This window comes from Thermogemmatispora sp. (assembly GCF_019683755.1).
Lineage (GTDB): Bacteria > Chloroflexota > Ktedonobacteria > Ktedonobacterales > Ktedonobacteraceae > Thermogemmatispora.
Window position 1 is genome coordinate 1 of record NZ_JADGHT010000127.1, and the last position, 12,092, is coordinate 12,092.

Annotated in this window: 12 protein-coding genes; all 12 read left to right on the forward strand. The window is 57.4% G+C overall.

The features are described from left to right. Positions 1-108, forward strand: a 108-nt coding sequence (locus IRZ24_RS10165) for a hypothetical protein (RefSeq protein ID WP_297163476.1), incomplete at its 5' end; no start/stop codon positions are given. Positions 109-611: 503 nt separating this feature from the next. Next, a complete protein-coding gene (gene rpmG, locus IRZ24_RS10170; protein ID WP_297163449.1) occupies positions 612-782 on the forward strand; it encodes a 50S ribosomal protein L33 in 171 nt (56 codons plus the stop codon). A 151-nt stretch (positions 783-933) separates the two neighbouring features. Next, positions 934-1,200, forward strand: coding sequence for a preprotein translocase subunit SecE (gene secE / locus IRZ24_RS10175; protein WP_297163451.1), 267 nt, complete (start codon positions 934-936; stop codon positions 1,198-1,200). A gap of 329 nt (positions 1,201-1,529) precedes the next feature. Next, positions 1,530-2,150 carry a transcription termination/antitermination protein NusG gene (nusG, locus tag IRZ24_RS10180; RefSeq protein WP_297163453.1) on the forward strand — a complete coding sequence of 207 codons (621 nt, stop codon included), beginning with the start codon at positions 1,530-1,532 and terminating at the stop codon, positions 2,148-2,150. Positions 2,151-2,398: 248 nt separating this feature from the next. Further along, positions 2,399-2,821, forward strand: a complete 423-nt coding sequence (rplK, locus tag IRZ24_RS10185) for a 50S ribosomal protein L11 (RefSeq protein ID WP_297163455.1) — start codon at positions 2,399-2,401, stop codon at positions 2,819-2,821. A 336-nt stretch (positions 2,822-3,157) separates the two neighbouring features. Further along, positions 3,158-3,865, forward strand: coding sequence for a 50S ribosomal protein L1 (gene rplA, locus IRZ24_RS10190; RefSeq protein WP_297163457.1), 708 nt, complete (start codon positions 3,158-3,160; stop codon positions 3,863-3,865). A 711-nt stretch (positions 3,866-4,576) separates the two neighbouring features. Then, complete coding sequence (gene rplJ / locus IRZ24_RS10195) at positions 4,577-5,119, forward strand: 50S ribosomal protein L10 (protein ID WP_297163460.1); 543 nt, start codon at positions 4,577-4,579, stop codon at positions 5,117-5,119. A gap of 67 nt (positions 5,120-5,186) precedes the next feature. Next, positions 5,187-5,576, forward strand: coding sequence for a 50S ribosomal protein L7/L12 (gene rplL / locus IRZ24_RS10200; protein WP_297163462.1), 390 nt, complete (start codon positions 5,187-5,189; stop codon positions 5,574-5,576). A 420-nt stretch (positions 5,577-5,996) separates the two neighbouring features. Next, positions 5,997-6,266: a 30S ribosomal protein S15 gene (gene rpsO / locus IRZ24_RS10205; protein WP_297163465.1), complete on the forward strand. Its 270-nt coding sequence runs from the start codon at positions 5,997-5,999 to the stop codon at positions 6,264-6,266. Between the two features lie 1,147 nt (positions 6,267-7,413). Further along, a complete protein-coding gene (locus tag IRZ24_RS10210) occupies positions 7,414-9,846 on the forward strand; it encodes a polyribonucleotide nucleotidyltransferase (protein WP_297163467.1) in 2,433 nt (810 codons plus the stop codon). 493 nt (positions 9,847-10,339) lie between these two features. Beyond that, complete coding sequence (locus tag IRZ24_RS10215; protein ID WP_297163470.1) at positions 10,340-10,987, forward strand: uracil-DNA glycosylase; 648 nt, start codon at positions 10,340-10,342, stop codon at positions 10,985-10,987. A 532-nt stretch (positions 10,988-11,519) separates the two neighbouring features. Then, positions 11,520-12,092, forward strand: a 573-nt coding sequence (locus tag IRZ24_RS10220) for a L,D-transpeptidase family protein (RefSeq protein WP_297163473.1), incomplete at its 3' end; no start/stop codon positions are given.

Consider the following 12,092-nt stretch of genomic DNA (forward strand, 5'->3'; position numbering starts at 1 on the left):
ACGGTGGAGCTGATCTATCCGGTGGCGATGGAGGAAGGGGTACGCTTTGCCATTCGCGAAGGAGGGCGCACCGTCGGCGCAGGCGTCTGCACCGAGGTGGTGGAGTAGTATTCTGCTCCCTGCCTCCTCGCTTGGTCCGTCTCTGAGGCCTCAGTGCCTTCATGGCTGCTAACCAGCGCTCGCGATCTGGACTGCTCCTGGTACTCGCCGGTTCGCTCTAGCAAGAGTGGTACGGCAGCCCGCGCTGCTCAAGCCAGATCACAGACATGGTCGGTAGATCACTAGGGCTGTTCCCTGCGAGTAACCTGGCTTGAGCAGCAAATAGGAGACGAGCCACCGCGCTGCCAGGCCCCAAAGAGTAGTAAGCAACCAGTCGCGACGAGCGTGGAACAATAGCAGTTGACTGGGTGGTCAGGAAGGGCAGCCAGAACGAGCTTGGCTGTGCATACTGAGCAAAGCTTATGGCTGGCGTCAGCAGTGGCAATCGATGAACGCCTGGCTGTCCTTCAGGACCTTCCCGGCCTTCGTGCATCTATACCTGAGTGACTTGCCGGTCAGCGACCTCTCCTGCAACCGCCGAGAGAGAGTAGCAGCCCGGAACGGGGAGAACTATGGCTAGCAAAAGCAAAGAGAATCGCATCATTGTTGCTCTTGCCTGCTCAAATTGCCGGCATCGCAACTATCATACCTCGAAGAATAGGCGCACTCATCCTGATCGCTTGGAGTTAAGAAAGTTCTGTCCAACCTGTCGCACGCACACGATCCATCGCGAGACCAGATGATAGCCGGGCAACGATCACTCCTGATCGAGAAAGGGTCAACGTGGCAAATAAAATGGCCGACAAGAAAAAGGCTACTTCCGCTTCAAGCGAGGTTCTGCAAACCAAGCCCCGCGGCGAGAAGGACGCTCCTGCCCGCAAGGAGTCGAAGTCGATGACGCAGCGACGTGAGGGCCGTCAGGAGGTGCGCCGCGAACAGAGGCCGTCCGTTTTTGCTCGTTTGCGCCAGCTAAAGGTGTTTCGCTTCCTCTATGAGGCTTACTACGAGCTGCGCTATAAGGTCACTTGGCCAACGTTTGAGGAGGCGCGCAATATGACAATCGCGGTGATTGCGCTCTCCCTCGCCCTCGGTATTGTCCTGGGGCTGGTCGATATCGGCCTCTTCCAACTGTTCCGCCTGATCACCGGTACTGCTCGATAGTTAGGTAGAACGGACGTTAGGTTAGCTAGCGAACGCCGGCTACCGACTGGCCCTGCTGGTGGTGGCATCGGGCTTTCCAAAAAGACGCTGTGGCCTGGGGACAAATGGGTCCGCGCTTTGTTGTCGGCGTTGTAAGCCAGGGGAGTACAGGTCGCTGGCCTGCGGAGAGAAAAGGGAAGGGATACGAAAGGGAGAGCATAGATTCGCGCGCCTCGGTGTTGTAATTTCTGTGGAATGGACGGCAAAGGATAAAGACCTCCCAGTGGCAGCTAACATGCCAGTGGGTTGGATTTTAGGTTTAGCTGGGCAATAAGCAAGAGGGAAATACCATGGTTGCTGATGACCCAAATCCAAAGGAACGGGCTGGCTCGGAATCGCGGTTCAGCGCCGCGCTGTCGAAGTCAGGTAGCCCTGGTGCTGGAGAGCGCGCCTGGTATGCGATCCACACCTACTCCGGCTACGAAAATAAGGTCAAGAGCCATCTCGAAGCGCGCATTGCCTCAATGAATATGCGCGACAAGATCTTTCGGGTCGTCGTGCCAATGGAAGAAGAGGTGGAGATCAAGCAGGGGCAGAGGCGGACGGTGCAGCGCAAAGTCTTCCCTGGCTATGTGCTGGTCGAGATGATCTTGACCGAGGAATCGTGGTACGTGGTGCGCAATACGCCGGGGGTCACCAGCTTCGTCGGTTCAGGAACGCGCCCGGTGCCTCTTCAGGAACATGAGGTCAGGGCGATCCTGAAACAGGTTGCTGAAGAGGCTGAGAAACCGAAGACAAAAATCAGCTTCACAAAAGGTCAGAGTGTGCGTGTCATTGACGGCCCCTTCACCGATTTTATCGGGACCGTCAGTGATATCAATATGGATCGCAACAAAGTGACGGTGCTCGTCTCCTTCTTTGGGAGAGAGACACCGGTGGTCCTGGATTTCCTCCAGGTTGAGAAGATTTAACAATCAATAAGAGAAACGGGAGGTTGAGCTAAACCTCCCACTTTTTCATGCATACAACAAGAAGAAAGGCGACGCTCAACGGGCCACTCTGCTGATCCGCTCGCCAGGCGCTCCGGCTCTACCGGAATCGCTCTGGCGCTGCCCGCCGTCAAGCCCTGGCGTCGTCGCCCGTGCCAGGTGCTGGCTTGGGCTGGCATGGGCATGCACTCACTTTGCGATTGTCGCTTGTTGAGGGAGCTGGAGTTACAATGGCAAAACGTGTCAAAGCTGTCATCAGGCTGGAGCTGCCTGCCGGTGAGGCTAAGCCCGCGCCGCCGGTCGGTACGGTGCTTGGCTCGCAGGGCATTAATATTGTAGCCTTCTGTAAGGAGTACAATGCGCGCACGGAAAGCCAGCGGGGGATGATTATCCCCGCCGAGGTGACGATCTACGAGGATCGCTCTTTCACCTTTGTCACGCGCACGCCTCCCACGACCTTCTTGTTGAAGCAAGCGGCAGGAATTGAAAAGGGGTCTAGTACCCCTGGCAGAACAAAGGCCGCTACCATTGATCGGGCAAAGCTGCGTGAGATCGCTCAACTCAAGATGAAGGATCTCAATGTCCATGATATTGAGGCCGCTGAGCGCATCGTTGAGGGCACGGCCCGCAGCATGGGGATCACTATTGTCTGAGCAGCGATGGCGTCGTTCGGCTGCTCGTTCTTCCCTCACCCGCTGAAGGCCGGAGCCAGCGGGTAAGCTGCCAGGCAGCGAGAGGGGGAGCTGTCTTTCTGGGCTGCACTCAGTAGTGATGAAAGCTGCCCTCGTTGGCCCCTATCGACCTGGCTAAAGAGGGTGAAAGGAATGTGCATCTTGGCCTTGCTTCTCCCAGTATTTGGCGCCGGATGAGGCTTCGGCTCCGGCTGGCTGGCGCGACCGGGTCTCTCACTGAGGCAGGGTCGCTGCAAGCCTATCAAACATGTGCCCGTCAGTCACTGCGGTAGATTGCCACAAGGAGGGCTTATAGTCATGCCAAAAAAGCACGGGAAAAAGTATCTCGAAGCATTGAAGCTGCTTGAGCCGGGCAAACTCTACCAGCCCCAGGAGGCCATTGCCCTGCTCAAGAAAATGAACTATGTCAAGTTTGATCCAACCCTGGAGGTGCATATGCGCCTGGGGGTTGACCCGCGACATGCCGATCAGATGGTGCGCGGAGTGGCTTTGTTGCCGGCGGGTACCGGTAAAGAGGTCAAGGTTTTAGTCTTTGCTCAAGGTGAGAAGGCTCGCGAGGCTGAAGCTGCTGGAGCCGATTTCGTCGGCCTTGATGACTTGATCAAACAAATTGAGAATGACTGGTTGGGCTTCGATGTGGCGATTGCCACGCCGGATGTGATGCCAAGAATCGGTCGTCTCGGTAGAAAGCTTGGTCCGCGCGGCTTAATGCCTAATCCGCGAACAGGAACTGTGACAATGGACGTGGCCCGCGCTGTCCGTGAGGCCAAAGCTGGACGCGTGGAGTTCCGTGTTGATCGTACAGCACTGCTGCATGTGCCAGCGGGCAAGCTGTCTTTTAGCGACGAGGCCCTGCTGTCAAATGTAGCGGCTGTGATTGATGCAGTGATGCGGGCCAAGCCAGCCAGCTCCAAGGGGGCCTATATTCGCAATATTGTCTTGGCCTCGACAATGTCTCCTGGTGTGCCGCTGGATCTCCAGTCAGCTCTATCCTTGCGTGTCTAGCAAGTGCTCCTGGCTGGGGCCAGGCCCTATAATGAGCGGGGTCGTCTCAATTCAGTACTCTGGGGGGATGAAGCTGGCTGAGGACAAGTCAGTGAGAGAAAGGAAGCCCTCAGCGTCCGCCTAGAAGCTCTGTCTTGACGCTGCCCGCGTCTCTTGCCTATAATCTGAGCAGCCTGTAACCTTTGCGACCGAAGACAGCAAGTATGCCCGGGGCATGTAAATGATACCAGCCGGTATCAGCTTGCCGAGGAGCAAGTTCTGTCTCTGACCAACCTACCAACCAAGTGAGTGGATCTGGCGTTGGCAGGACAGGACAGGGCAGAGAGAAGAAAGGGTAACGACGCGCGTGCGATCTGTGCTCTATTGGCAGCTCGATGTCCAGTCGAGTTGCTTCCGCGCTTCTTTCGCGCACGTGTGAGCTATCCACTGCTGCTGCTACCAACGTAAGCTTGCTTCCGGGCCTTCGGTGCAGTTCTGAAGGCCCGTTTTCTTATGCTCTCCTGTAAGCTGCGCGACTGGCAACTGAGGTCCATACGCCCTGGTGCTACTTGCAAGCCATCACATTCATCCCCAGGCCCGCCCTGCTTAAGGGAGCCGGTGGCATAAACGCCCTCTTCGCGCGGCAGAGAGAACCGGGCGGAGAGCAGGCCTCGGCTGTTGCGCAGGGGAGAGCAAAAAAGATCACTCGAAAGGAAAGGAGGGGAGAGCGGCATGCCTACACCGGCAAAGGCGGCAAAGATCGAAGAACTGGCCGACAAACTGGCGCGCTCGCGGATTGCTATTCTCATCCAGACGCAGGGGCTGTCGGTCAAGGACATGAATGAACTGCGCAGCAAACTGCGCCCATTGAATGTCGAGGTGCAGGTTGCGAAAAATACGCTGCTGCGCCTGGCCACCCAGCGCAACCAGATGACAGAGGTTGATCCCAACCTCTTTCATGGTCAGACAACTGTCGCATTCGGCTACGATGATGAAGTAGCCGCCGCCAAGGCGATCACCGATTACGTGCAGAACTCGAATGTTGTGGTGCTCAAGGCGGCGATCCTCGGAGGACGCACACTCACGCCTGAGCGTGTCGAGACACTCGCCAAGATCAGCGGTGGCAAAGCCTCTGCCCAGGCGCAGCTAGTAGGTGGCCTACAAGGGCCGCTTTCTACAACCTACAGCCTGCTGACTGCGCCGCTACGCGATCTCTGCTACGTGTTGCAGGCACGCGCGGAGCAGCTACAGCAACAGCAATCACAGCCCGAGTAATGGCAGTACAAGTATTGTTTAGTCAGGAATCTATTCTGAGACCATAGGAGTCCAAGGAGGTTGCTCCATGTCCGTTGAGAGCATTATTGCAGAGATTGAGAAGTTGAATGTCCTGGAGCTGGTAGAGCTGACCAAGCAGCTTCAAGAAAAGTGGGGAGTCAGTGCAGCTCCGGTCGCAGTAGCAGCAGCACCAGCCGCCGCCGCCGCCCCGGCTGAGGCGGCCCCGGCAGCTCAGCCGGAGGAAAAGACTGAGTTCGACGTGATCCTGAGCGAGGTGGGCGCTGAAAAGATCAAGGTCATCAAGGTTGTGCGCGAGCTGACCAATCTCGGCCTCAAGGAAGCCAAGGAGCTGGTCGAAGGCGCTCCCAAGCCGGTCAAGGAGGGCGTCTCCAAGGAAGAGGCCCAGCAAATTGCCGCCAAGCTACAAGAGGTGGGGGCCAAAGTCACCATCAAGTAAGTGGCTGGGAGAGGCTGTCTCTGGAATTGGTCTCTCAAGAGAGGGCGCGCCTACGGCAGATGGTTCCCATCTATCATGGGGCAGCAGCTCCGAGGGGCGCACCCTCTCGCCCCCTTTGCCATTCTTGCCCTGTCAACTGAGCAAGGCTCACTGCGCTGAGTCTGCCCCTGATCTGGGACGATCTGCAGGTTGTGCTTTATGCCAGCTCTCTCACAGTGAGCCAGAAAGTCAACTGCTCATGATGGCCCGCGCCAAGGGGGTATCTAGACGCTGGCAAACCAGCGTGATATAATGCATGGGTGTATCATCCAGGGTTAGTTCGATCTCTCAGGTTGAGGAACCTGCTTCCGGACATCTGTTAAACCTGCTGAACATCTGATGGTAATCTCACCTGAGCCTGCTGAGGAGGTGAAACAGAGGGTGGCATTGACTCGCGAGGATAAAGCTGAAATCATTGCTTCGTCTCGCATCCACGAGGCCGATACCGGCTCACCCGAGGTGCAGATCTCGCTACTGACAGCTCGTATCAATCAGCTCACCGAGCATCTGAAGATCCATAAGCACGATTTCCATTCCCGCCGCGGCCTGATGATGCTGGTTGGCCAGCGGCGTCGCTTGCTTGCATATCTGAGCCGTAAAAGCCCGGAGCGCTATCGCGCACTGATCACAAAGCTCGGTCTGCGCCACTAGCGAGAGCGACAGGCTCCTCATCTCGCAAGCGGTCGGTCGGCATGGCTTCTTGCTCCTCCTTCGCTGACTCGTCTCGCGGACGTCCCTCTGTTTGGCAGGGCAAAGGTGAGAGTGGAAGCAGTAGGCCGGCAGGAGGATGAAGACAACGAGAGCAAGAGTATTCTCTTGCTCGTATGGTGCTTGCCGACCGCTCGCTCAGCCGGTTAAGCTGCCTGAGATCTGCCAGTGGCGTTCTTTCCTTCCTCCCCAGTTTGGGGCTGTCGTTGCGCACGATTAGATTCTCACGTTGGGCAGAGCTGGCTTGAGGCTGGTCTCTGGCCGTGCCGAGACAGCAGTAGTTTCATTTCTATAGCTCTCTAGCCTGGGTAGGGGAGAACGCAACCAGGCAGCGGAAATGAAGAGGTCGGCCCTCGTATCCTTAATGGCCTGTGGTAAGCTTCACACTGAAGGCCAGGCTGTGAATGTTGGCATCCGGTCTGAGATCAGATTATGCTGTAATTGTGTTGTCTCACTGTTGTTGAGTGCCGTCTGTCGAGCCAGGCTGTTACTTGTGGGCGGTCATACGCTACCGCCGTAAGCAAGGCCACAAACAGCAAATACAAGAGCAGTCTCTCTTATCTCGTTTTGCCTTGCCAAAGCGAAAGCAGAGAGAGCATCAGAAGGCGGCAGCATGTTCTCCCCACCAGGACCGCGCCCTCCACTTGCTAAGGGACCTGGTTAGGCAGGAGTAGAGGATTGGTAACCAGCCAACTAGCGCCCTGTTAGCTGGCTGGCCAGAGAGGCACCGCTACTGGTAGTGAAGTCACGGTAAAATCGATGATCTGTGCATCGTAAGTGGATGATCAATGGTCGAGCGATCGATCGCCCGGTCAACGCAAGTGTTCTCAATTAAAGGGCTGAAAGCAGCGCGGTATCTTTCCTTCTTCTTACTCGCTCACTCATTGTAGCGGTTCGGAAGGAAGTCAGACAGCCAGTCAGGAAAGAGCAGAGGCAGGGGATTACACTCAGATTATCGTTGTGAGCAAGAGTAGAAGTAGTAGTAGTAGTCGGTCAGTTGTCTGTCACACACCCCGTTATGTCCCCGTGAAGCAAGGAGAGTTTCCAGGTCTACGGTCCAGCCAAGGGGTGTATAGTAGTCGGAGGAACTATGATCCATCGTCAAGAAGCCGTCATTGGCGGTCGCGTCATGAGCATTGAAACCGGACGAGTGGCCGAGCAGGCTAATGGCGCAGTGTTGCTGCGCTATGGCGATACTGTAATCCTGGCGACCGCCGTAGCCAGTGAAGAGCCTCGTGAAGGCATCGATTTTTTTCCATTGACCGTTGACGTTGAAGAGCGCATGTATGCCGCCGGTAAGATCCCCGGCGGGTTTATTAAGCGTGAGGGGCGGGCTTCCGAGCATGCCATTCTTGCCTGCCGCCTCGCTGACCGCCCTCTCCGCCCCCTCTTCCCGAAAGGGTACCGCAACGATGTACAGATTATTATCACTGTGCTTTCGGTAGACCAGGAGAATGATCCCGATGTCTTGGGAATCATCGGTGCCTCGGCTGCTCTCTGTATCTCCGACATCCCATTTGCGGGTCCTGTTGGCGCTGTGCGCGTGGGCTACATCGATAACGAGCTGGTGATCAACCCGCTGGAGTCGCAGATGGATCGCAGCCGTCTCGATCTGGTGGTGGCCGGTACGGCGGACGCGGTGATGATGGTCGAGGCCGGTGCCAAAGAGCTTCCTGAGGATATCCTGCTGGAGGCGGTGATCCGTGGCCAGGAGGCCCTCCAGGATATCATCAAAATGCAAGAGAAGCTCATGCAGGCCGTCAATGTGGCCAAGCGACCTTTCGAAACGCCTCCTGTTGATGAGGAGCTGCAGCGCCAGGTGGCTGAGTTCGTGCTGCCGCGCCTGGAGCAGGCGGTGAACCATCCCGATAAAACGGCTCGCTCTGCGGCGCTGACTGTGGTCCAGAATGAGCTAGTGCAGACGCTCGGGGCTCAGTATCCTGATCGCTTGAAGGAGATTATGTCCTTCTACGAGAAGGAACTGAAGACCTATGTGCGCAATCAGATTCTGGACTATGGGATCAGGCCCGATGGCCGCGATCTGAAGACGATCCGCCCGATCACCTGTGAGGTCGGGCTGTTGCCGCGTACGCATGGCTCAGCCCTCTTTACGCGCGGTCAGACCCAGGTGCTGAGTGTGGTGACGCTCGGGTCGCCGGGTGAGGAGCAGATCCTTGATGGTCTGACTCCCAGCGAGAGCAAGCGCTTTATGCATCACTACAATTTCCCGCCTTTCTCGACCGGCGAAACGAGGCCGCTGCGCGGTCCGGGCCGCCGTGAGATTGGCCACGGTGCGCTTGCCGAGCGCGCCCTGTTGGCGGTGATCCCATCTCAGGAGGAGTTTCCCTACACGATCCGGGCCGTCTCCGATGTGCTCTCGTCCAATGGCTCAACCTCAATGGGGTCGGTCTGCGGTACAACGCTGGCTCTGATGGATGCTGGTGTCCCAATTCATGCCCCTGTGGCCGGCGTGGCGATGGGCCTGGTCACTGGTGAGGGTGAACGTGCCGGCAAGTGGGCGGTGCTAAGCGATATCCAGGGGATCGAGGATGCTCTGGGCGATATGGACTTTAAGGTCGCCGGTACCGCTGATGGCGTGACTGCTCTCCAGATGGATATCAAGGTCAAGGGCATTAGCTATGATATCATGGCTAAGGCCCTGGAGCAGGCGCGCGAGGGCCGCATGTACATCATGGAGAAGATGCTAGATGCCCTCGATGCTCCCCGCCCGGAGCTGTCGGTCTTTGCTCCGCGTATCCAGACCATGAAGATCAACCCCGACAAGATCGGGGCGGTGATCGGCCCCGGCGGCAAAACGGTGCGCAAGATCCAGGACGAGACCGGCGCCAAGATCGATATCGAGGACGACGGCACGGTCAATATTGCCGCCACTTCCAGCGAGTCGATGCAGCAGGCGATGGATGCGATCCGTGCTCTGACCGAGGAGGTGGAGGTCGGTCGTATCTATACAGGCACAGTGCGCCGCCTGGTCGACTTCGGCGCTTTCGTTGAGATCCTGCCTGGTAAGGAGGGCCTCGTCCGTACCTCGCAGCTCGCTGACTATCAGGTGTCGCGCCCCGAGGATGTGGTTTCGGTGGGCGATGAGATTACGGTGATGGTGATAGAGGTCGATTCGCAGGGCCGCATCAATCTTTCACGGCGCGCTGCTCTCAGCGGTGAGTTGCCTTCGCAGGCCGAGCTTGAGAGTGATCGCGCTGCCAGCCGTGGTGGCGGACGCGACCGTGGTGGCTCGGGCCGCGGTGGTGGTGGCTATGGCGGCGGACGCGACCGCGATCTGGCCGCTCCCGGCCGTAATGTCAACTATGGCAGCGGTGGACGCGATCGCGGCGGCTACTCTGAGCGCAGTAGTGGTGGCCGCACCCCTGGCTATAATAGCGGCAACTACGGCGGTGGCCAGCGTCGCCCACTAGGCCCTGGTGGCTCGGGCGGCTCGGGCCGTGGCTCGGGTGGCTCTCGGCGCGACAGCAGCTTCGGCCCTCGCTCCAACGAGCGCCGATGGTAGCCTGCTCGATAGAGGACAGGCGTTGCGAGGACCTGGCAGCCACCGCCGACTGCAGTACCTGAGGCGCCTACTCGCCAGCGCCGGCAAAACTTCATCAGCGCCTGTTAAAGGAGGGTGCCCCGCTGGAGGCAGCTTTCAGCCGGCTACCCTCCTCTTTGCTTTTTGGCTCACTGGTTCGGCCCGGCTGTCGCTGTAGCTGTCAGCAGAGAACTGCCCCTTTGATCTGGCTAAGCTGCCGCTCTCGACCTGGTTGGGCCGCTAGGCATTGACTACAAATGGCTGGCTACAACCAGCAAGCAAGGAGGCGGGAAGCCTTTATAGAGCTACCGCGGCAGACCTCAGAGCAGAGATTGCCTGTCTCTCTACGCCTGTTTTGGCCAGAAGTACCTGCAGGTCCTATGCCTCTTGCGACGAGGGCTGAAACATTCCATAATGGTTGTCAATCCGAAAGCGACCTGCGCCGATAGCAAGGTCTCATACTAGAGAGGTATCTATGTCGTCAGAGGAGATTCTACGGGAGATAGCTGCGGAGGTCTCTGTTTGCACCAAGTGTGGCCTCTGTAAGGGACGAACAAAGGCTGTCCCAGGCGAAGGTCCTCCAAATGCCCGTATCCTCTTCATCGGTGAAGGGCCAGGGTACCATGAGGATAAGCAGGGACGGCCTTTTGTGGGACCCGCCGGCCAGTTCCTCGATGAGTTGCTGCAGAGTATTAACCTTAAGCGCTCTGATGTCTTTATTACGAATGTGGTGAAGTGTCGTCCCCCCGACAATCGTGATCCCCTCCCCGAGGAGATCAACGCCTGCAACGATTATCTGGATCGCCAGATTGCCGCTATCAAGCCGCTGGTCATAGTGACACTGGGGCGCTACTCGATGGCCAAGTTCTTTGGTACGGCAAAGATCAGCGCGATCCACGGTAAGGCTCAGAAAAAGGATGGCTATATTTGCATGGCGATGTATCATCCCGCGGCTGGCCTCCACCAGGCTAGTCTGAAAGAAACGATTCGCCAGGACTTTAAAAAGCTCCCGGTGGTGCTGGCTGAGGCCGAGCGCCTGGCGGCTGAGGGAAAGCTTGGCGCTGCCAGTGCGCCAGCCGCTCGCCCTCAAGACGAGCCTCCACAGCAGCTCTCGCTCTTTTAGCTGGTGATTGCTGTGGCTGGGCCTGGCCAGGTGGCTTCCTGCCTTGTCTGGGCTGGCTAGCTGGCTACTTCGTCTTCCTGCCGCCCGCTCACGCCGGTTGTCTTGCCTGTCATGGCTTCGTCACGGACGACCGACTGCCCTTGCAAAAGTGGTGGAGCGTAAGACTGAGGAAGGCACCAGCACGAATTTATGCAACATACCCCTTTGTCGGTCAGGAGCCGCCTGCCACGCGGCATTACATCGTCACATCAATCATGATGACAATCAGCAGGGGCGCCCGCCCGTGCTGGGCGGGGCGTCCTTCTTTATCTCCGTGACTGCTTCTTAAGCGAACTGCTCTGCTGAAGATAGTCTTCTGGAAGAAACAGAGTTCTTTGCTGCAGATTATTGCTTCTCAGGAGAGGTATCCCTAGCCAGAAGGTACTGTCTATGCAATAGGTTGATACATGATGATCTGCAGCTCTTGCTAGCTCACTGAGCTTTACGTATACTGGGAGCAGCAGGCACAGCTGCGCTTGACCAATCGGAGGACATGATGCGAGCAATTTTGCAGAAACATATTGTCTTGATCATGTTGCTCGCCTCCCTCGCGGCACTGACCTTCTCTTTTGCTCCCCTCCCCGGCGCTAGTGCGACCGCCCAGGCCGCAGCCACCTGGAAGGGCATCACTATTAACTGGTCGAATGTGCGTCGAGGCCCGAGCACGCAATATCCAGTTGTCAAAACCTATGCACCGAATACGAGCGTAACCGTCTATGCGAGCGTGGTGGGACAGAACGTCTGGGGCAGTCCCTATTGGTATCGGATCAGCCCGCTCAATAGTGCCCCGCTCTACATCTATAGCGGCCTGGTCGTCAAAGCCCAGAGTAGCAGCCAGGCCAATCCCTCTGGCAGCGGCAAAGTGATCGTTGTCATTTTGTCAAAGCAGTGGCTCTATGCCTATGAAAATGGGAAGCAGGTCTTTAATACGCCGATCACCTCGGGTAGACCTTCATTGCCGACGCCAACAGGCACTTTCCATGTGCTGCGCAAGCTGCACCCGACGACCTTCTATTCACCCTGGCCGCCTGGCTCTCCTTACTATTACCCGCCGACGTTTATTAAC

Excerpts from the sequence above, each read along its gene's own strand:
- rpmG (WP_297163449.1), top strand. The coding sequence starts at position 612 with ATGGCTAGCAAAAGCAAAGAGAATCGCATCATTGTTGCTCTTGCCTGC.
- secE (WP_297163451.1), top strand. The coding sequence starts at position 934 with ATGACGCAGCGACGTGAGGGCCGTCAGGAGGTGCGCCGCGAACAGAGG.
- nusG (WP_297163453.1), top strand. The coding sequence starts at position 1,530 with ATGGTTGCTGATGACCCAAATCCAAAGGAACGGGCTGGCTCGGAATCG.
- rplK (WP_297163455.1), top strand. The coding sequence starts at position 2,399 with ATGGCAAAACGTGTCAAAGCTGTCATCAGGCTGGAGCTGCCTGCCGGT.
- rplA (WP_297163457.1), top strand. The coding sequence starts at position 3,158 with ATGCCAAAAAAGCACGGGAAAAAGTATCTCGAAGCATTGAAGCTGCTT.
- rplJ (WP_297163460.1), top strand. The coding sequence starts at position 4,577 with ATGCCTACACCGGCAAAGGCGGCAAAGATCGAAGAACTGGCCGACAAA.
- rplL (WP_297163462.1), top strand. The coding sequence starts at position 5,187 with ATGTCCGTTGAGAGCATTATTGCAGAGATTGAGAAGTTGAATGTCCTG.
- IRZ24_RS10210 (WP_297163467.1), top strand. The coding sequence starts at position 7,414 with ATGATCCATCGTCAAGAAGCCGTCATTGGCGGTCGCGTCATGAGCATT.
- IRZ24_RS10215 (WP_297163470.1), top strand. The coding sequence starts at position 10,340 with ATGTCGTCAGAGGAGATTCTACGGGAGATAGCTGCGGAGGTCTCTGTT.